This is a genomic window from Pedobacter terrae, from assembly GCF_900100705.1.
Classification (GTDB): domain Bacteria; phylum Bacteroidota; class Bacteroidia; order Sphingobacteriales; family Sphingobacteriaceae; genus Pedobacter; species Pedobacter terrae.
The window spans coordinates 63,836-84,678 of the sequence record NZ_FNCH01000002.1 but is presented as its reverse complement, the minus strand read 5'-3'; the positions used below and the strand labels follow the sequence as shown (position 1 = coordinate 84,678).

Genomic DNA, 20,843 nt, shown 5'->3' with positions numbered 1-20,843 from the left:
AAGTATTTACGTTCAGCAGACTAACAACATATGGGTAGTAGCTATCTTTGTAGTTGATTAGTAACACATTAGATAATTATAATTTTTACCCTATAGCAAAACTTATACAATGAATACCAATGTCATACAGATACATAAAAACGAATGTATACATTGCCAGGTAGATTCGTCTCTGTCTTTCCGCCCCCTTGTGGAGTATTTAAAAGGCAGGTTGAAAACAGAAAAATCGGTAAAGTCTGAGTTTTACAGGTTTTTACTTCAGAAAATTGAAAAAGATGATGTATTGCTTGGCAACATCAGCGCAGAGGATTTATCTCAATATAAAGATACTTTAGAATTAATTTTTACTATTCTAACACCTTTAATGGATAATGAAGATGATTTGTTTTGGGCGTTAAGTACACCAATACCAGATCAGATTTTCTTTAGCACCAATGCATTCTATAAATTTTTTAAGGATCATGATCCTAAAAATAAAGTAACTAAAGATAATGAACCTGTTGAGAAAAAACAGCTTAAGTTTATCTACAATATTATTCTGGGCCGTTTTTATAATTTTACGTCAGTACTGAAAAATGAGATCATTTATGCACACATTAATCAGGAAACTAAACTAACGCAGTATTATAATATTCAGACTGATACCAAGTTTGTAGAAATTATGCATAAGGGCGATTTGCCCGAACTTAATTTTGAAGCTTTAAGTAAACATTTTCAGGAAGAAACCGAATTAGAGTACCTGGTAGAAAACCTTCCGTTAAGTGATTTTCATTTTGAAGGTTTTAGCATCATTTCCATTACTGATGTAACGTTACAGCACTCTATTGAAGGTATTCGCGGAGCACTTGTTGATCATAATTACCAAACCGAAGCTTACAGCCATGTTATACATGCGCTGAAGACATTGAGTGGCAACAGTAAGTTGGAATTTGGCTTAATGCCTTTTTTAACGGTAAACAATAAGCTGGTATTTGATAACCGTGAATTTTCTCAGAGCATGTTAATCAATTCGGCAAAGGCTTCCAATTTAGAAGAAGAGGTTTTTTATGCCCTGGTTGATAAATATAAGGAAAATCCACGTTCCATTTTTGTAAGTGCTATAAAAGAAGAACAAATAGAAAAAGATCCTTTTTTAAGGGTTTTAAAAGCCGCAGGCGTTAGCTCTTATTCGATACTGCCTGTTTATTATAATAAAGAATTGGCGGGCGTGCTGGAAGTATATTCTAAGGAAGAAGTAGCCGTTGACGATAAGTTGTTATCAAGGTTACGTCCAGCTATGCCGTTGATTGGTCAGCTTTTCCAATACAGTATTGAAGAGTTTAATGCCAGGATGGACGAAATATTGATGGATAAGTTTACGGCTTTGCAACCTTCCGTTCAATGGAAGTTTAATGAAGCTGTTTGGCATTTCCTGCAGCAGAATAATGGTTATCATAAGTTAAAAGAAATCGAAACCATTACTTTTAAGCATTTGTATCCGCTTTTTGGCGCGATTGATATCCGCAACTCCACTACCGAGCGTAACCGTGCCTTGAAAAACGATATGGAAGTTCAATTGAATGCGCTAATTGATACTTTAAAGTTTATCAGCAAAAATGTTTCTTTAGAGCTTATCGATAAGCTGATTTTTAACTGTAAAGATTGGATTAAAAGAATAGGTGATTTTGCTTCGTCCAATGAAGAAAGTCAGTTGAACGAATTTTTGGAGGTTGAGGTTTATCCTTTCCTCTCTATCATCAAAGCAAATCATCCTAAAACAGCAGATATAATTGATCAGTATTTTGAAGTAGTCGTGCCGGACACCGGTGCCGCATTCGAAAACCGCAGACAACTTGAAGTTTCTATGCAGCTGATCAATACCGAAGTAAGCCAATACCTGGAGAAATCGCAATCTAAGTTGCAGGCGTCATATCCTTGCTATTTTGCCAAGTTCAGAACAGATGGGGTAGAGTATGATATTTACATCGGCCAGGATATTGCACCAGAAAAACCGTTTGATCTACTTTATCTGAAGAATATCCGTTTGTGGCAGCTTACCTCAATGGTTGATATCGCCCGATTATCTAAAAGTTTAATTGCTGAAATGCCATGTGCACTGGAAACTACGCAGTTAATTTTTATCCATTCGAACGCTATTGACATTAGTTTTAGAAACGATGAGCGTCGTTTTGATGTAGAGGGCGCTTACAACATCCGTTACGAAGTAGTTAAAAAGCGGATTGATAAGGTGCTGATAAAAGGTACTACAGAGCGTTTAACGCAGCCCCATAAAATTGCTATGGTTTATTTTAACCCTGAAGAGGCCAAAGAGTATATTGAATACATTAAATACATGCAGGTTCAAGGTTATTTAAATGATGATTTAGAACAGCTAGAACTAGATGAACTTCAAGGTGTATCAGGTTTAAAAGCGCTAAGAGTAGGGGTTAAGTACACAGAGAATAAAGTCGTATCCAAAACAGATGCTGCTAAAAAACTTAAACCTAAAGAGATTAAGTCTATCGAAAAGGAAATTGCTAAAGTATTACAGCATTAGCCTGTGTTTAAATACATACAAATCCTCCAAACTATTGGAGGATTTTTTTTTGCAATTATTCCAGGATGCATTGGCGATAAATGTATCATTTTGTAGAATTAATACACATTTTTGTATGCTTTTATGTAATTACTTTTGTATTATGGTAATGTATATAAAATTTTTCAACATTTTTATTTTCACTAAAATGCCCTTTCTAATTCGCAATTAAGCTTTCTGAACCATTTTTGAATGTTGTTATCCATTCATTATGAGTGTGGTATGAATTATTGGCCTGATCTTTGGTTAAGTGATATTGTAGCGGAGTCTACTGATAATCAATTTTTTAACCTTTAAATTTTAAAACTATGGCTTTCAAAGCTAGATTAAATTTTTCGGGCAAGGAGTACGATGTACTTCACTGTGCCTATGCGTTAAACCGCGATGTAGATGCAAAAGGAAGACCTTCTTCCGGAGTTTATGGCGGTACCATCGACATTGAGATCGAATCAACTGAAGACACCTCAATTATCGAGGCGATGGTAAACAACCAGTACAAACCTATTACAGGAACCCTTCTGATCAAGAAAACAGAGGAAGATGCCAAAATGAAAGAAGTTCATTTCGAAGATGGCTACATTGTTAAATATTCCGAAGGGATCAACATTGTGGGCGATCACCCAATGACGCTTAAGTTCCAGATTTCAGCTAGAAAACTAAAATTAGGAAACGCAGAGCACCTTAACGATTGGCCGAAAGCCTAGCTTAAGGTTGAGGGTAGGAAGGTAGAGGGTGGAAGGTCAAAACGCTTAACGCCATACGCCAAACCCATGCGATCCGCTCCATGCTCTCCAGGCCAACCGCTCAGCGCAATTCATTCATTTAAAAACCTTTAATTTTTACTACAATGGCATTCAAAACCCGTTTAAACTTAGGATCAAAAGAATTTGATGTACTACAGTGCAGCTTTTCATTAAATAGAGATGTTGACGCAAAAGGCCGTCCATCTTCAGGTGTGTATGGTGGTACCATCAACATCGAAATCGAATCTACAGAAGATACTTCGGTAATCGAATCGATGGTTAACAACCAGTACAAGCCACTTTCCGGAACATTGGTTTTCAAAAAAGGCGAAGAAGATGCAAAAATGAAAGAACTGTCTTTCGAAGATGGCTACATTATCCAATATAACGAAGGTATTGCCGTAAACGACAATACACCGATGACTTTAAGTTTTGTGGTATCGGCACGTAAGCTAAAACTAGGCAACGCCGAGCACGAAAACGACTGGCCTAAAGCGTAATTAGATCTAAAATCGTTATCGGTTACTGGCCAGGCTGGTGCTGATAACGATTTTTTGTTTTTGGGATGTGATCAAAAGAGCTACCTATGGCTACCAATTTGGAATACCTAAACCTGTTTAACAATTGTACAATTTCTCCGTTAAAATCTGCAGAGATCAACCGGATTATTGACAATAAAATATTAAGCAATAAATCACGATATCAGGCGATTAGAAATAAGTTGCTTAATTTAACCGAATATACTTATCGCAGTGCCTGCTTTTTTACCGAGCCACAAAATAGCTTACTTGAAAAGAATCCAAAAATTGCAAATAGTTTTTTCAGCAGATCATTTTCAGATACAGGTCTTTTTTCAGAAACCAGCGGTATACCATGGTATTTTATTGCCTGCGTGCATTACAGAGAAAGCAATTCCGATTTTACCAAACACCTGCACAATGGCGATCCATTAAGTGGTTTTACCCGGCAGCATCCCGCAAATAGGCCAAAAATTGGCCATGGCCCACCGTTTACCTTTGAAGAAAGTGCTGTTGATGCCTTAAAGTTACGTGGTTTGGATAAAGAAACTGTTTGGTCATTACCTAAAGTTTTACTGCGTTTAGAGCAATATAATGGTATAGCCAAAGCTTACCAAAATAATAAGATCAATTCGCCATACCTGTGGGGTGGTTCTAACCTGTACACTAAAGGAGGTTTCCCGAGAGATCATGTTTTCAGTCTCGATTATGTAAATAAGCAGATCGGAACCGCGGTTATTTTAAAAGCAATGGAAAATAGAGGAATCATTAACATACCCAGGCAATAGTATGAAAGCAATAGGCATTTTATTTTCTTCTTTAGCTTTCTTGCTATTTTCTTGCGGGGCAAAGCATGGTAAGCAGCAGCTTGCAAAAGTCAATGATTCGGCTAAGCTTACACATCAAAAATTAGATTCCGTTCCTGTCAAAATAGATACGCTCGAAAAACTGGCTGCCCGGATGGTGGCTTCAGCTGAAAGTTATAGAAATGATGGCAATACAGAAGCTGAGCAGATTTTTATAAATGCGTTTATTGAAGTCTTAAAAGAACCAGAGGCATTTGAAACCAACTATACCAATTTAAAGAAATACGATATCCAAGTATTAACTGCAGATGATGGTAAACTCAGGGTATTTTATTGGCTTTCTCCCTATTCGGGTTCTATGTGGCATGTGCAAAATATTGTGCAGTATAAGGACGAAAATAATGAAATAACTGCCCTTTCGTTTAACAGTCTTTATCAGGATAAAGATGATGATGGCAGCCCTACACCGTTTTTCGATCACATTTATAATTTAAATACATCACCTCAAAAAACATATCTCTTTACCGGCTACGGACAAATGAGTGGAACCGAACCTTATACCGTAAGTCATACCCTGGTGATCGATCATGCAAAATTTAGCATCAATAAAGCATTGTTCAAAATAGGCAAAGCGGTTAAAACACAGTTATTCGCCGCTGCAGAACTTGAAGAAGATCAGGATAAAGAAAAATTATTAGCAAAATTGGCCATAAACTATAATGCTAAAGATAAAACCATTAGCTATCCAGAGATAAATGAAACAAAAAACGGTTCTGTGCTCACCGGAAAGAGAAGCGTTTTAACCTTTCGTGATGGAATATTCAAGTAGGCACAAATGATTATAAGTTGATATGGAAAAGAAATTAATCACCGAAATCAATATAGAAGATAAGGCCATTACCCATTTTGCCTCTTTCAGTTTAAAGCAGGCTTTTAATGCCCATCATTATTTCGAGTTGCGGTTTAACCACGATCAGATGGGGTTGCCTGGAATGATCAGCTTAGACGATAGCCGCGATTTTGTAGGCAAAACCATCACTGCTTCTTTTGGTTATGATGCCGGGGGCTTACAGGAGTTTTCCGGTTTGGTTACTAAAGTAGAACTGGCGCAGAGTCATGGCTACCATGGTATACTGATTGTAAGCGGTTACAGTCCTACGATTTTGATCGACAGAGGACCAGACCTTGGGTCTTATCTAGATAAAGATTTAAATACTATTGTAAGTCTTGCCACTTCCGATGTTCCTTCGAATGATATTAAAATCGTAACCAACGCAGCCAGAAAGGAACCTATTGACTATCTGATTCAATATCGCGAAAGTGATTTCGATTTTCTGAACAGACTTTCTGGTGAATACCATGAATGGTTTTATTATGATGGTAAGCAATTGAATTTTGGTAAACCGGACGATCAGAAAGAAGTCGCCTTAGTTTATGGCAGGGATGTACAAAACCTGCAGTACGCGATGGAAATTGCGCCGATCAAAAACAAGCGTTTTGCTTATAATCCTAAGCAAGATGAAATGTTACAGAGCGAAAGCAGTGGGGCAAGTGATGGATCACCTGATCTGGCACATGCTATACAGGTATCAAACGCGATGTACAGCAAAACTTTTAACCAACCTGCGCTTATCCGTGTTGATAATAACAACGATATTAAAAGTCATGTGCAGAATGAAGAAAAAGCACACATTAGCAATCTGTTAAAAGTTAATGCCAGTGGCGATAATGCTGCTTTGAGTATTGGCGGTATTGCAGAAATTACAATGAGTATCAGAAAGGAACTTTCCTTTTCTATCGAGAGTCTGGGTAAATTTCTCATTACTACTATTCATCATGATATTGATGGCACTGGAAAATATTACAATACTTTCGAAGGGGTAGTAGCTAAAACAGAAAGGCTTTCCGTAAAAAACTACACGAAACCAAGTCCTGATATGCAATTGGCCGATGTTGTTGATAATGCAGATCCGCAAGGACAGGGCCGCATTAAGGTAAAATTAAAATGGGAATGTAAAACCAATGATGTTACGGAGTGGCTGCGGGTTATAACTCCAGACGCCGGAAGTAGCGATAAAGTGAGCAAAAACAGGGGGTTTGTATTTATTCCAGAGATCGGCGACCAGGTAGCTTTAACTTTTGAAGAAGGCAACATTGCACGGCCAATTGTTTTAGGCTCTGTATTTCATGGCAAAAGTGGAAGTGGCGGAAGCGCAAGCAATAATAGCAAAAGTTTAACCTCAAAAAGTGGGCATACAGTTCAGTTGAACGATGGAGGTGGCATCACCATTAAAGATAAAACAGGCGGCAACCATATTATAGTAGATGGCAATAACAAAGTAACAGTAACCTCTACCCAAACCGTAGTGCTTACCAATGGTTCTTCTTCTATCACGCTCGAGAAAGACCAAATTTTAATCCATGCTGATAAGATCGAGATTTCGCAAAAGGATGGAGCTAAATCAAGTAAGATTGATATCAATGGTAAAGAGACCAATGTAAATACACAGGATATGAAGATTACATCTACAACCAATATCATTACGGGATCTAGCAATACAATAACAGGAACCAATCATGTCACTGGTGGTGCAACTACAATCGATGGCGGGGATGTCTTCATCAACTAAACTTGGAAAATATGTTTTGGAATTCAGCTGAAAACACGCATAAAAAAATTCAAATAAACAGATGCTTTAATGAAAGATATCTGGTAACACAAACTTCGGAGATAGTGATGAGCAGCCTTGTTGTTAAAACCATTACGGAATTTAGGTGGGATATTCGTGTTTTAAAAATAACAGATGAAGGCTACCAGATTGAACTGCTGAGTTTGGATAACGTTTTGAAAGAAAGTAATAACCCTAATATGCGCGATTTAAATGCATTTAATAATGCTTTTAAAAGGATGTATAGTGAGTTAAATATGCTAGTTGGTAAAGATGGTAAACTGATTGAAGTTAAAAACATATCAGAAATACAGCGTAAATGGTCACAGGTAAAGTCTGAAATGGAAGCCATTCAAACCAAGCACGATAATATGAAAGGCATAATCGATTTAAATGATGAGCTTTTTAACAATCCGGATAACATTACAGCAGCTGTTAAAGGTAACGAGTTTTTTGAGGTTTTATTTAACGCCTGGTTAGGGTTAAACTTGCCGGGTGGCAGAAATATCAGAAAAAAAAGCCTTTTTGCACAGGAAAACATCAGTTGGAGTTATGCGGTAAGTGCCGAAAAACCATTACCGCCAATAGGAGGGAAAGCAAACATCAGTATTGTTGGCCATGCTACTGAAAATTTTGATAAGGCCTGGATCAAAAATGCCTATGGCAGCTTTCCGATAACTGAAATTGCCGGACATAAACCCCAGGTTAAAGATGAGGCGAGCTACCAGATCGATTATACAAGCGGAAGGGTTTTAAATGGCTTGGTGACGAAAGAAGAAATTATACACCCTGAGTTTTTAAAGGCAAAAATGGTTTACGAGATTATGGCCGATAACCAGGAAGTGGAACAGGAAGCAGAGCCAATCAAACATACAGAAAAATCGGCTGAACAAACGAATGAAAAAGGAAGGTTTAGCCTTTTAGATTAATTTGCTATGGGAAATAAAATTGCCACAGAAGAAGATTACTGGATGTGCACGGGCGGTATTATGCCCGCCCAGATGCAGAGCATACAACGAATTGCCGAGCAGAAAGATAGTAAGAAATATCTGATTAAAAGCGATACAGCAACGGCCTCAATGGGCGATTTTGTATGCAAATGGGTTATGCTTATTATGGCCCTTATTGCAGCTGTCATTGCAGTATTAATTGTGGCAACCGGTGGCGCAGCCTTGGGTGTTCTGGTTGCAGTAGGTGCCGCCGCCGGAGCAGCAGGTGCGGCTTTTGGGAGTATTGTTGGCGGTTTAGTTTGCGGGCAGAAAGCTGCCATTGCGCGGACCTGGCTGGGCGATAAAACTAATTTAATGATTGGTAGCCAAAAAACACTTACTACCGGAAGTACGATGGAATGCCCGGTGTTTGGCTCAAAAATTGTGCATGCACCCAATGTAAAAAACTGGTGGGATGCCTTGCGGGTAGGGATTGGCAATTTTGGCGAAACCGTAATTTTAGGCGCACTTGGTGGTGCACTAATTGGCTTGGGAGGTGCAGTATTATCGGGTTCTGCTGCACTGGCTTTACCTACCTTAGCCAGTGTAGGTACAAATCTTTTAGGTTCCATAACTGGTTGGGGTATGGCTGCCCGATTATATTTTGGCGCAAATGCCGTTTCCAATCAGCAAGCACTCGGACAAATCGATATCAACAATGTAGAAGAACGTGATGCCGCTTTTAGTAATGCCGCTTTCCCTGAATATGGAAGTATAAAAAGAATAGCCAGCGGAAGTGCCGAACCCATGGATGCCATGTTGTTACTTTATTTCTTAAATTTACGGGTGCCTGGTGCAAAACCTGGTACACCACCAAAAGAAGAACCTGTTGGTGGTAATAAAGAGGAACCTGTAGCGCCTAAAGAAGAACAGGCAAAACCAAAAGAAGAAGAGGTTAAACCAGTAGAGAATGCAAAGCCAGCAGAAGAAGCCCCTGCTAAAGGCAAAGATGGGAAAGCTTATGAAGCTAAAAAACCTTCATTTAAAAATGGGCAATCAGACGGTGGACCAGGAACATGGGAAACCCGTTCTACACCTCAAAAAGGCGCTGCATATCAAGAAAAGGTTACCGGAGCACCAAAAGACACGGAATATGTAGTGAAAACTGATAAGATGAAGAGTGGAGAGAAAAAATTTGATGGTTATGACCCTGAAACTAATACGTTAAAAGATGCAAAGGATTGGGATAAATGGCCTCCTTCAGGGAATAAACCATGGGAAAAAGCAGCAAGGCAGTCAGAAATTAATCATGCAAAGATAGATGCTGATATTGCAAGTGATGCAGGAAGTAAATTAGAATACCATGTTCCAACAGAAGAAAAAGCATCGCAGTTAAGAGAAATTTTTGCTGAAGAAGGAATAAATATAGACGTGATTGTAACACCTAAATAAAAGACTTACGCTACATGAAAGAAAAAGTTATGCTGAGATTAAGATTTGATAAGGCGGATCTAACCGCAGATCAATACATCAATTTTTGTAAAAATATCTTAAAATCTCTAATGAATTTTGATAGTTATTTTTCTGATTTTGGAAGCTGGAATTTGCAAACAAATTCCGCGGTTTATTTTTCAAATGATTTTGAAGATTTTCACAACAAAGTATTTCAGCTAATTAACGACGAGAACATAGCTTATATAAATCCAAATTCAGAAGATAAAGATTTACATGATCACTCTATTAGTCCATTTGGTTTTAGAACCTACTATACTCCGAATAGCATGGTTGAATCTAATGCTAATATTTCTATTGATGTCTCACCTACATCAAGTTCAAGATCTTCATTTTTTATATTTGAGTTTCCGTCTGAAAGAATAGAAGAATTTATAAATAGCCAATTTGCTATAGCATTGTTGAAACATTTGCAAACAATCCTACAACCTATTGACGGCACTATATTAACAAAACCCTTTTTTCACAAAGTAAATAAAAAAGATTTTGATCCTCCTATTGGATGGATCACCTATATTAAGGATAGTCTCAAAATAAAAGAGATTTCAGTAGATGTTGTAAAGGAGTTTACCTCAAACGGTGTTATATTAGTATTAAAAGAAAACTGTCCTGATTCAAATGATATTGAATATGTTAATAAAGCAATAGAAATTAGAGATTTTTTAGAAGTAAACCAGAAGAAGAACTGGTGAATCAATGTAAACGCAAATTGTTGGAAGATAAGTCAGGTTTAAATTTTGAGGTTTAATAATTCAAAGCAGAAAATAATATAGGTTTCAAATGAAAGACACAAATACGAAACTGTAATTTTATGTGTTCTTGGTGTTGCATGAATGAAGTTTCCGGGCTTTCTGAATGGATTAACGAATGTTGCAATTGCATTAAAGCGGCAAATAACCAAAATATTAAGCTGGTTTACACGGAACACCACACGCACCGTACTTTAAATAAATTAAAACAGGGAACAGAATTCAGGATCAATGTTGATGTGAACCAGTTGATGCAAAATGCTGCGGCGCATACCAACCACGAAAAGAATGATCCCGAATCCGATTACCAGCCGCAGAGAACGAACTTTCTTCGGTTAATTTCAAAAGGAACAATTTGGGTACGATTACCCAGGAAATACAGGATGGCTATCAGATCAATTACCAATATGATGTTTTTGGCAACCTAACCAGCTTAAAAAGCTCATTAGGCGCCGATATTCAGTACGATTATGATGAAAGTGGTTATCTGAATGGTATTGCCGCAAAAAGTGGCGGATTAGCAGAATGGACTGCAACCATTGGCCGTAACAAAAACGGGCAGGAAACCAGCCGCAGTTTAAGCGGTGGGGTTAGGGCTACCTTCGATTATGACCACGAAGGCCATCCAATCAGTCAAAAGGTTGAAGCCAGCCGTTCTATCACTGCGTTTAAACAATATGCCTGGGGGCCGAACGATAAACTCAATAGTTGCTTAAATAGAATTACGGGTGGCAGCATCAATTACAGGTACGATCCTTTTGGCAGTCTGTCTTCGGCAAGTTATAGTGATGATGGCAAAGTCATCTATAAAAATCCTGATGAAACCGGGAACTTATATAAAACCGCCGACCGAAGTGACAGGCGTTATGATAAAGGAGGTAAACTCCTTAAAGATGACCAATGGTACTACCGTTACAATGCCAAAGGCAACCTGGTACAGAAAAGTAAACGGAATATCATCGGCCTGGCAAAAGAAGAGGTTGTTGAACCGGAAGATAATGGCTTATTTGGCAAAAAATTAAACTGGGGAATGGCCAACCCTGATCTTCCCAAAGATGAAACGCTCGATATCCTGGCAGATGCCGAACCTGATTTACCAGAATGGAAAGAAGGTGACTGGGCTTATGCCTGGGCCGCTAATGGCATGATGAAAGCGGTTAAAAATCCACATGGCGAGATCATCAGTTTCGAATACGATGCCTTGGGCAGGAGGAGAGCCAAAATTGTTAAAAATACCGTGTATCGCTATGTGTGGGATGGTAATTTACTACTCCACGAATGGAATTACCCTTTAAGCGAACGGCCTAATCTGGTGGTTAATGAAGATGGATTGCTTAGCTACGATAAAACAGAACCGCTGGGCGACGATTTAATTACCTGGGTGTACGATCAGCATAAATTTACACCAAGTGCCAAAATTGTTAATGGCCAGTATTATTCTATTATTAGCGATTATTTGGGCACTCCGGTACAGGCTTATGATGATGCAGGAAAAAAAGTGTGGGATTGCGAACTAGATATTTATGGAAAAATTCGTAAACTTAGCGGTGATCGGGAATTTGTACCATTTAGGTATCAGGGGCAATATGAGGATGTAGAAACAGGGCTGTATTATAACGGCTTTAGATATTATGATCCAGAAAGTGGAATTTACACCAGTAAGGATCCGATTAAAGTAGATGGAGGATTAAATCCTTATGCTTATGTTATAGATACAAATGAATATATTGATGTTTTTGGGCTCACTGGTCAAAGGTGGCTTGGTAAAACAAAAAAAGACGGAACTCCATATGGTAAACCGGGCCCAAAAACAAAGGGGACAGGTGATCATAATGCCAAAATAGATGAAATCATTCAGCGTGAAAGTGCAAAACCAGGAGTGACGCATGTTGGTGGTGGATCCAAAACTGAAATTTTGATCCCAACCCCAGGGGGCCATAAAGATGTGAGAAGAATGGACGCATCTTTTGAAGATCCTAAAGGTAGGTACCACATAAATGTTGGAAGAACATTAGAAGACGGTAAAACAGGAGTCATTAGAGAGAGACTTGCGCTTGAGGACGTAAAAAATCAAGGACATAAAGTCACATTTGAAGGATATGGAAAGGATTCAGATTACAAACCTAAAAAGATTAAATCAAATTATAAATAAATGGCAACTCAAATAAATATAGTTAGTTCAATAAGTAGTCTTGTTCAAGAGATAGAAAAATTATTAAAAGATATGCAACTAAATTTCTACTTGGAAAAAAGAGACGATGATAAGAAAGAATATATAAAAATTGAAGATTTTAAAAACTTGGACAATGAAATCGATAAAAATTATTACGCCTTCTACATCACCTCATTACCATTTGATAAGGAAAAGGATAAGAGCTTTTTTGATGATTTATTTTGTGTCCATGTTATTGAGGGACTTGGCGGCAGAGAAACTAAAAACGAGCTTGAAAATATTAGTATGAGAATAGTTTCGAAAACACCTGATCGTGAAATTAAATCATTTCTTAATGCGTTATCAAAGCAACTGAAAAATGATGATGGATATGGGATGGGAATTGGTCCTGGTTCCAGCAGTTTTTATAAAAATACGTTTTATAAAAAAGACAAAGTAAAAAATAAAACGCTTTGGTTTGACTTTAAAAGAAAGGTTCAGCCTATTGTAATTGAATAATAAAACAAATTTTATATTGAAAGTATATCCAAGTGGGAAAGGGCATCTTCCTCCTGGAAATAAAACGTATCATTAAAATATTATAAATGAAATTATCAATGAATGCTGATACGTATTTAGACGTTATCGTTGTTTTTAGGAAAGAATTAGACTATATCAAAAAGTAAATGAAAAATACAAAATGTCAATGATCCAAGCAATATCGGTATCGCTTAAGGTGTTTGCCTGATGAAACTGGAAAAAAACATTTAAAGCGGTATGATAAAAAAGATAAGTACTTAACAATTGATATAACAGTTGGCTTGGAGAAATACAAAAAGCTTTATAAGATAGAACAGAGACACGAATTAGGTCATGTTATTTATGGAAATCTTAGAGATGCTTTAAATAAATATAAGTTTGTAAAATTTGATAGTGATTTTTTTAAAGACTTTAAAAATTGGTGTAATGAAATTGGCTGGCTTATGGATGAAGTGGATTATTGTATAATGGATGAATGATGTAAATTTATTGAAGGAACATGTTGCGTGGTGCGCAAGAACTGGCCAAGGTGTCATGTTTTATTAATGATGGGCGATGCAAGCCGACAAGATTAGAAATGTAATAACCTTTTGTTGAATATCTTTTGAAGGCTCTTGATGTTTTGTCAGAGTATGTGGAAGAATGATTTACATCTTTTAAACCTAATTGAAAAAGATAGAGTAATTAAACGAGTAGGATGGGTTATGGAAATGAAATTCACTCCTCCATTAACGGAAGAATATATAAACAGATGCAATATCGATTTTTTGAAAATATTGTAAAGTTTCTTCAAGACACGGGATTAACCACTAAGGTTATACTGTCAGAAAATGAAAAAGCAGATGATGACTCTGAAATTAAAGTATCTGATTTAACCAAAGAAGGTTTTACTTTTTATCCTGTAGGAATCCGGAAATGGATAGAGAAGTACGATAAGAGTAAAGAAAAAGAAAAAGCGATTAATGATTTCGCTTCATCGAAAAAAAGTTTGCGGAGTTTAAAGCTAAAAAGGGTTCATAATTAATATGACATAGCTGTTTCGAAATCAAGATGCTTAATGATTGAGATATTGTGATAAGATAGCATAACAGATATAATCAAATAATCACCAAATTAAGTGGCAATTATGTTCGAAAAAAAGAATTCAGCCTTAATTTTTGAAGAATTTCAGGGTAGAAAAAATAAAATCAAGGATCTTATTAAAGTGCCAGTATCAGATCCTATGTATTTAAAATTTTTATCGGAATACATAGGTCTGGAAATCACACCTGACATTGGAAGTAGGGGTTCGTCTGGTAAAATGTATAGATTAAAGCAATTTCAATTTATCCGAAATGGTAAATGGAGCAAAGCTTAGAAATGGACATAATTGATGTTAAAACTAATTTTGGAAATAAATATAATAAGAGATTAACTGAAATGATTGATTACCCATATAAAAAAGGATTAATAATAAAATACCAAGCAAGGGTGTTAAAAAGAAAATGTAAATAAAAGCTATGGATATTTCAAAAGTCGAATTTAATATAATCCTTATAAATCGGTAGGGCCACTAAATTTTGGGATGAAGAGAAAAGATATTTGGAAGAAAAGCAGACAGGGAATTAAAAGACATGCTAAATAGGACTGAACTTAATTACGGTAGTATTTCAGTCAAATTAGATGATAAAGGAATAATAGATGAAGTATCATTTATTGAAGATCCAGCCTTAGTGATTAAATATAATGAACAAGATTTATTTAAAACAGATAATTTAATAAAATCACTAGAGAAAATTGAAAACCATTTAATACAGTTGGATATAAAGTTTTCTTTGAAATAGGAATAGCATTAACAGGTTATAGCAAAAAGAAAGGCGATAAAGCTATTTCAGTATTTTCTAATGATTTCAGTCTATTGTTGGAATCATAAATGAAATAACACAAAAAGATGTGAATAAGCCAAACTACCTCAAGAATTTTACAGTTGATGTTGATCAATTAGAAGGATATCCTCTCAGCAATTGGTTTGAAAAATTAACTTGGAAAGGGCAATTGACGTCTGGTGTAGAGGAGTTCTTTAGAATAATATATTGCGGAGAAAAATGTGAGGATGGGTTTCTGAAAAATAAGGAAGATTATCCACTTGTTGTCTTTGCTGAAAATATAAAAACGAATGACAAAATTTTACTTTTTGATGAAAGGATACATGGATATGAAGCTTTGCTGATTGAGGAAAAAGATTTTCAAGAAAATTATTTTGAGCAGCACTATAGTTATGGTTCCGAAGAAGTTTTTGAGGTTTTTATATGGACGAATACTAGCGTTGATTTTGAAGATGAATTTGGTCTCGATGGAGCTGGAGAAATTGAGTTATTGAATGGGAAAAAAGTAGATGTTGAATATTTAAGGCTAAATGCCTTTGATGCCTTTGGCATTATTATCAGAAATAAAGATCAGGAGTATATTAAATTGGTTGAGATTGAATTGATGTAATTATGAGCTGTTAATCTTAATGAAAATTATCAAACCAAAAGTCTCAGGTATAATGTATGATCCGAAAGTAAAAGAAACTATGTTAATCTCCGACCTTAAATTTAATTAAAGTTTAGATCTAAAGAAATTTCTTTAGTTAAATATAGCTTTAATGCTTGATTTTAGGAACTAATATGACTTTATTCAAAAATATTCTAATAAACAAAGCAATAAAACGCTATAACTATAGTGAAAAAATTGAAATCGATAGAGATAAGGACAGCTTTCTACGAAGTTATAAAAATTTTGCAGATAAAGATACCTTAAAAAAGCATACCCATATTATTTATGGCGTTTTAGAAGGGCTGCCATACTCAACTCACATCATTGCTAAAAATTTATTATTCCAAGAGAATGATAGCTGTTGGAAATACTTTGAAAGAACAGCGCTTTTCTGGACAATGTCATATATCAATGACCCTTTTATCGATCATATTAAAGCAGCGCTCGAATATAGTTTATATGTAGAGCGGGAAGATCTGATTGAAATATTATTGAAAAAAGCTGATGAGTATTTAAACCGCGATGAATACAAAACGAACAAAGATTACAAAAACCAAAATGTATATCCAAGTACGCAGTTAGTTCATTTTTTGATTGAAAAATGGCTGGGTAAAAATCCTATAAAAGATAGAGTTTTAGAATATGGTTCAGGCTATGGCATATATCAGCGTTTAATTGACAATTGGGATGGTTTATCAAAAATCGATTCTACTTATTGGGATGAACTTTGTGAGTATCACTTAAAGGGACTGAGTTTGGAAAAAGAAGATGACTACAAAACTGAAGAGTTTTTGGTCAGTGGCCTGGTTCCTATGGAGCTCATAAACATCATTAAAGTTAGAAAAAAGCTAGGTCTTGATATTCCTGTGGTTACCCACGAATTATTTCAAACGCCAATGGCTAAAGAACCCCAAATTCCAACCGGCTATAATGATGACTTAGACGTAAAATATCAGTTAGTTAAAAGAACTGTTGAAACAAAAAAGAAGTGGACAATTGAGGAAATCGTTTCTGAGATTAAAAGCGAGTTTGGGGCGAATGTTGAGCTTTTCGTATAATCTCTCAAAGCAATAACACAGTTTTTGTTTCATTACAGCTCCGGAAGAATACGAAATAATAAAAATCAAAATAAAAGGCTTCCTGATCAACTCAGGAAGCCTTTTTCATTTGTGTATTTGTATGTTATTTGATTGCAGCCAATTCTTGCTCAACAGCAACAGTTTCTATCGAGCTGATATTGGTTTTTAAAGCCGCAAATTTATCTATGGTTAACTTTTGTGATTTACCCATTACTAAGGTATGCATATCAGTTGAACCACTTAATTTTAAATTAGCATGATCTGAAATCACCGTATATAAACCTTCCGAACTGGTGTTGATTTCTGCATGGGCATTTCCTGTTAAAAAGATTTGAAGATATTTAGTGCTCAGTTTTCCTTCGGTTTTAACAATAGCATTCTCTGAAGCTTCAATTCTGTAAAAATCATTTACATAAACGGTTAATTTCGCTTTTTCAGGGCTTGTTGAAGTGATTTTTAAATGATCACCGCTTTGCATCACTTTAGCCGTTCCTGTATTATCATTAGCATAAGAAATACCAGAATGGTTGCGCTGAATGATGGTTACTTCAACGTTTCCTTCAACAGAAATTTTTTTAAAGGTGGATATTTTCATTGTGGCATCCGGATCTTTTTCTATTGCAGAAACGTTTGTAATAAATACAGCTGATGATAAAGCAAAAGCCATTAGTGAAGCAGTGAGTAGGGTTTTGATGGTGGTTTTCATATATCTTTATTCAAAAATAATTTTTACTAGTTCTTATGTTTATTTTTTTTGGTGTTTAATGATAAGACGTCGTGAAATGAAAAACGTTGCAGGCCATGTCGCGCTTTTATACAATCGATAATTAATAATCGACGAACAGGCATTAATTCAAGATCAAACTTGAAACTTTTACCAAGCATTTGTAAAATATTTTAAGATCTGTTTTTCAATTGCGCTTTTTTTTTATCTTTAATGAGAATTTAGGCTTGCTTATTTATGAAGAAAAAGGTTGTACTTGTTCAGGATAATAAAGATATCCTTGATATAATGGACGAGGTATTAGAAGAGGAAGGGTTTGATGTTACCGCATCATTAACAACCGAGCCTATAGAGAAAATAAATGAGATTGAGCCTGACGTGGTGATTGTGGATGATCACATCAAAGGCAAAAAGAAAGGATCTCAGGTAATTAAAGAACTTAAATCTGATCCTGAAACGCAAGATGTACCGGCAGTACTCACTTCAACATCAAATCACTTACCCCAGCAGGCAGAAGATTGCAAAGCCGATGATTATATCGAAAAACCATTTGATATAGATCATATGGTTAATGTAGTGAAGAAAAACGCTTAACTACTTACTTTGCCGATATGATGTAGGTTTATCAGTATTCGTATTCAAGTCTCCTTTCAACGCGTAGCAAAAGTGGTACTGCTTAAATTAGTTCGCCTAAGTTCATCTTTTAGTAAAGTTATACTCCGTGTAAACACGTGAAGCAAAACCAGGTCCTGGATTATCGAACCGCTGGTCATTTACCCAAGTCATATTTTTATCATTGATAGCTGTAATATCAAATGTCTTATCGATATCATAGGATGTAGCCGCAATGTCTATCCTTGTCGTTTGATTATCTGTAATAGAAATCTTATAGGCGAGTGCTTGTCTTCCGTGTCGGTCTGAGAGATATAGTGTCTCCGGGTTCCGAAAATCGTACCATGGTGCTGGTGATTCAAAAGGGAGCTTCTCGGTGTAAGAGATCTTTCCGGTTTCATCATACATGATATAGACACCTCCTGTAAGTTCCCATTCTCCTGCAATCTGCTGCTTAACAGAAGTAATCTTATCCGGTTGAGAATCTTCATCATGCTTTTTACAACCAGAAAATATAAGTGCAAAAACAAAAAATATCGCTATTTGGTAAACAGTTTTCTTGAATTGAAATGGCATATCATGAGATGTTATAATGATGTTTGGTAATCTGATTTGTTGAACTTAACATCAAAATTAGAATATTGTTTCCTTATCTTTAAAAAATATTTATTCCTGAGTGTAACTTAACATACTGATAAAAAGCAGGTAATGAGTTTTTGGATGGGCTAATTTATGCCTTAAAAATAAAAATAAACCGAATGGCTCACAGCTTGTTTAGTTCTTATAGATTTTTACTTAAATAACAAATAGACCTATGACCTTCAAAACCGTTCTTCTATTTTTCCTATCTTTTGGTTTAACAACCGGTATGTTTGCCCAAACCAGAAAACCCGGCTCAGCTCAGCAAAATTTATCATCGAACAAACAAATGGCCGATCAGGCAATTTTAGCGATCCGAAAGGATGTACAGACAATCAATTCAAAGAAGCTAAAAAAGGAGCACTACACTTATGAATCTGCTGGTTGTGTGGAGGAGGGGGTAGTAGATTACTATTTTGACGAAAAAGCCATTGTTAAAATTGTCGAATCTGGTTCAATAGGGGATGGGAGTTGGGTTGATGAATATTATTATCAATCAGGTAAAGTTATTTTTTGCTTTCAGACAATTGTAGGCGGACCTGCCATTGGCAAGGTTACTAAAACAGAATATCGGTTTTACGTTAAGGATGGCAGCATTGTAAAAGTTTTGGAAGGAACGAAGACGATAAAAGCAGATTCAAAAGCGAGCGAGTCTTTACAGAATGCAAACAAAATATTTAAAGCTTACGCGTCAAAAGATTTTGCCGCTGCGTTATGTAATTAGTTCTCAATTCACTTCAGTATTTATCTTGCATGAGTAATCTCGAGTATCGTTACCTTTCTAAAGTTGGTTTGTAGGTATCCGTTTGTACAGTAGCTTTCAACTCGTGCAAAATCTGATACAGGCCAAAATTAGTCCGGTTAACATAAATAAAATGTTTTACTCCGCGGGCCTGCTTAAATTCTGGCATTTTAGAAATTTTCTCGCCATAGGCGTACAGCTGCTCAAAAAAATCAGGTTTGCTAAAATCAAAAGATGTACTGGTATAAGGTTTGGCGAAGAGACTGATCATCTCCCTGTACGATTTATAATAAAACTCAACTTGCTCGGGAGAATCATCTTTATGGATCATTTCCAGTTTTCTAAAGGCATCGATCGTTCTATTTTTATCATTGATCACATCAGTAGAAATTAAGGAAAAGAAAGGGTAATAAAAATCATCCGGCATTTCTTTAATACAGCCGAAATCAATTACGCCAAGATTTTCATCGGGAGTGATCATGAAATTTCCGGGATGCGGATCTGCGTGTACAGCCCTCAGTTCGTGTTGCTGAAAGTTATAGAAATCCCACAAAGCCTGACCGATTTTATTCCGAAGTTCCTGAGAAGGATTGGTTTGCAAGAATTCTTTTAAATGCTGGCCATCAATCCAATCCATAGTAATGATCCGTTTTCCGGAAAATTCTGGATAATATTTTGGAAAAACGACATGATCGAGATTTTTACAAGCTTCAGAAAATTGGATAGAACGCCTAACCTCAAGTTCATAATCTGTTTCTTCGAGCAAACGTTCCTCCACTTCTTTGATGTAGATATTCAATTCCCTTTCAGACATGCCCAATAAACGGAATGCGAAGGGTTTTACCAACTTTAAATCTGAAGAAATACTATCGCCCACGCCTGGATATTGAATTTTAATGGCTAATTTTTTGCCATTAAGCGTGGCCTGGTGCACCTGCCCGATTGATGCCGCATTACTGGAATTTAAGTTGAAACTATCGAAAATATTTTCAGGAGTTTTACCGAAATTTTTATTGAAAGTACGAACAATCAGCGGACCCGAAAGAGGGGGCGCATTGTATTGCGATTGGCTAAACTTATCTACATAAGATTTTGGCAGGATATTTTTATCCATGCTCAACATTTGTGCTATTTTTAAGGCACTTCCTTTTAGTTCGCTCAGCGATTTATAAATATCTGTTGCATTATCTTCATTAAGCTGTTCACGGTCCATGTCGGGATTAAACAGTTTTTTAGAATAATGTTTTATATAATTACCGCCGATCTGAATGCCTGTTTTAACGAATTTTGCCGAACGTTCTACTTTTGTAGTCGGGATACTTTTTTGTGTCTTCATC

The 20,843-nt window shown here is 36.2% G+C and carries 23 protein-coding genes; 20 read left to right on the top strand and 3 right to left on the bottom strand.

All coding sequences use genetic code 11. From position 1 onward, the window contains the following. Positions 1 to 109 precede the first annotated feature (109 nt). From BLR60_RS03535 to BLR60_RS03450, 18 genes are all read left to right on the top strand, one after another. A complete protein-coding gene (locus BLR60_RS03535; RefSeq protein WP_143009018.1) occupies positions 110 to 2,536 on the top strand; it encodes a GAF domain-containing protein in 2,427 nt (808 codons plus the stop codon). Between the two features lie 347 nt (positions 2,537 to 2,883). Further along, the gene (gene tssD, locus BLR60_RS03530; RefSeq protein WP_090496868.1) at positions 2,884 to 3,279 is read left to right on the top strand and encodes a type VI secretion system tube protein TssD; all 396 of its coding nucleotides are present in this window, start codon (positions 2,884 to 2,886) and stop codon (positions 3,277 to 3,279) included. A 143-nt stretch (positions 3,280 to 3,422) separates the two neighbouring features. Next, positions 3,423 to 3,818, top strand: coding sequence for a type VI secretion system tube protein TssD (tssD, locus tag BLR60_RS03525; protein ID WP_090496864.1), 396 nt, complete (start codon positions 3,423 to 3,425; stop codon positions 3,816 to 3,818). Positions 3,819 to 3,904: 86 nt separating this feature from the next. After that, positions 3,905 to 4,624, top strand: a complete 720-nt coding sequence (locus BLR60_RS03520; RefSeq protein WP_090496862.1) for a hypothetical protein — start codon at positions 3,905 to 3,907, stop codon at positions 4,622 to 4,624. A 1-nt stretch (position 4,625) separates the two neighbouring features. After that, positions 4,626 to 5,471, top strand: coding sequence for a hypothetical protein (locus BLR60_RS03515; protein ID WP_090496860.1), 846 nt, complete (start codon positions 4,626 to 4,628; stop codon positions 5,469 to 5,471). 22 nt (positions 5,472 to 5,493) lie between these two features. Further along, complete coding sequence (locus BLR60_RS03510) at positions 5,494 to 7,272, top strand: type VI secretion system Vgr family protein (protein ID WP_090496858.1); 1,779 nt, start codon at positions 5,494 to 5,496, stop codon at positions 7,270 to 7,272. A 107-nt stretch (positions 7,273 to 7,379) separates the two neighbouring features. Continuing rightward, on the top strand, positions 7,380 to 8,240 hold the full coding sequence (locus BLR60_RS03505) for a hypothetical protein (protein WP_143009017.1): 861 nt from the start codon (positions 7,380 to 7,382) through the stop codon (positions 8,238 to 8,240). Between the two features lie 6 nt (positions 8,241 to 8,246). Next, positions 8,247 to 9,692: a Tox-REase-5 domain-containing protein gene (locus BLR60_RS03500; RefSeq protein WP_090496854.1), complete on the top strand. Its 1,446-nt coding sequence runs from the start codon at positions 8,247 to 8,249 to the stop codon at positions 9,690 to 9,692. Positions 9,693 to 9,706: 14 nt separating this feature from the next. After that, complete coding sequence (locus BLR60_RS03495; RefSeq protein WP_090496852.1) at positions 9,707 to 10,444, top strand: hypothetical protein; 738 nt, start codon at positions 9,707 to 9,709, stop codon at positions 10,442 to 10,444. A gap of 137 nt (positions 10,445 to 10,581) precedes the next feature. Next, entirely contained in the window at positions 10,582 to 10,929 is a 348-nt protein-coding gene (locus BLR60_RS24775; protein WP_090496850.1) for a hypothetical protein, read from the top strand. After that, positions 10,857 to 12,653 carry an RHS repeat domain-containing protein gene (locus BLR60_RS03485; protein ID WP_090496848.1) on the top strand — a complete coding sequence of 599 codons (1,797 nt, stop codon included), beginning with the start codon at positions 10,857 to 10,859 and terminating at the stop codon, positions 12,651 to 12,653. Before BLR60_RS24775 ends, BLR60_RS03485 begins: the two co-directional genes overlap by 73 nt. After that, complete coding sequence (locus tag BLR60_RS03480; RefSeq protein WP_090496846.1) at positions 12,654 to 13,172, top strand: hypothetical protein; 519 nt, start codon at positions 12,654 to 12,656, stop codon at positions 13,170 to 13,172. Between the two features lie 221 nt (positions 13,173 to 13,393). Next, positions 13,394 to 13,672, top strand: a complete 279-nt coding sequence (locus tag BLR60_RS03475; protein ID WP_090496844.1) for a hypothetical protein — start codon at positions 13,394 to 13,396, stop codon at positions 13,670 to 13,672. Between the two features lie 218 nt (positions 13,673 to 13,890). Continuing rightward, positions 13,891 to 14,217 carry a hypothetical protein gene (locus BLR60_RS03470; protein WP_244155582.1) on the top strand — a complete coding sequence of 109 codons (327 nt, stop codon included), beginning with the start codon at positions 13,891 to 13,893 and terminating at the stop codon, positions 14,215 to 14,217. Positions 14,218 to 14,319: 102 nt separating this feature from the next. Then, positions 14,320 to 14,550 (top strand): hypothetical protein, encoded by a 231-nt coding sequence (locus BLR60_RS03465; RefSeq protein ID WP_090496842.1) that lies wholly within the window; start codon positions 14,320 to 14,322, stop codon positions 14,548 to 14,550. Positions 14,551 to 14,806: 256 nt separating this feature from the next. Next, positions 14,807 to 15,016 (top strand): hypothetical protein, encoded by a 210-nt coding sequence (locus BLR60_RS03460; protein ID WP_090496840.1) that lies wholly within the window; start codon positions 14,807 to 14,809, stop codon positions 15,014 to 15,016. A 109-nt stretch (positions 15,017 to 15,125) separates the two neighbouring features. Then, complete coding sequence (locus BLR60_RS03455; protein ID WP_090496839.1) at positions 15,126 to 15,668, top strand: hypothetical protein; 543 nt, start codon at positions 15,126 to 15,128, stop codon at positions 15,666 to 15,668. 155 nt (positions 15,669 to 15,823) lie between these two features. After that, positions 15,824 to 16,768, top strand: coding sequence for a hypothetical protein (locus tag BLR60_RS03450; RefSeq protein ID WP_208600561.1), 945 nt, complete (start codon positions 15,824 to 15,826; stop codon positions 16,766 to 16,768). Between the two features lie 124 nt (positions 16,769 to 16,892). On the opposite strand, the gene BLR60_RS03445 is transcribed toward BLR60_RS03450, so the two are convergent. After that, positions 16,893 to 17,495, bottom strand: coding sequence for a GIN domain-containing protein (locus BLR60_RS03445; RefSeq protein WP_090496835.1), 603 nt, complete (start codon positions 17,493 to 17,495; stop codon positions 16,893 to 16,895). A 255-nt stretch (positions 17,496 to 17,750) separates the two neighbouring features. Between BLR60_RS03445 and BLR60_RS03440 the strand changes: the two genes are divergently transcribed. Next, entirely contained in the window at positions 17,751 to 18,107 is a 357-nt protein-coding gene (locus tag BLR60_RS03440) for a response regulator (protein WP_090496834.1), read from the top strand. Positions 18,108 to 18,209: 102 nt separating this feature from the next. On the opposite strand, the gene BLR60_RS03435 is transcribed toward BLR60_RS03440, so the two are convergent. Continuing rightward, entirely contained in the window at positions 18,210 to 18,701 is a 492-nt protein-coding gene (locus BLR60_RS03435) for a hypothetical protein (RefSeq protein WP_090496832.1), read from the bottom strand. Positions 18,702 to 18,939: 238 nt separating this feature from the next. On the opposite strand from BLR60_RS03435, the gene BLR60_RS03430 reads away from it, so the two are divergent. After that, a complete protein-coding gene (locus BLR60_RS03430; RefSeq protein WP_090496830.1) occupies positions 18,940 to 19,488 on the top strand; it encodes a hypothetical protein in 549 nt (182 codons plus the stop codon). Positions 19,489 to 19,537: 49 nt separating this feature from the next. Here BLR60_RS03430 and BLR60_RS03425 read toward each other — a convergent pair whose 3' ends face one another. Next, a complete protein-coding gene (locus BLR60_RS03425) occupies positions 19,538 to 20,842 on the bottom strand; it encodes an ABC1 kinase family protein (protein WP_090496828.1) in 1,305 nt (434 codons plus the stop codon). Position 20,843: the final 1 nt, after the last annotated feature.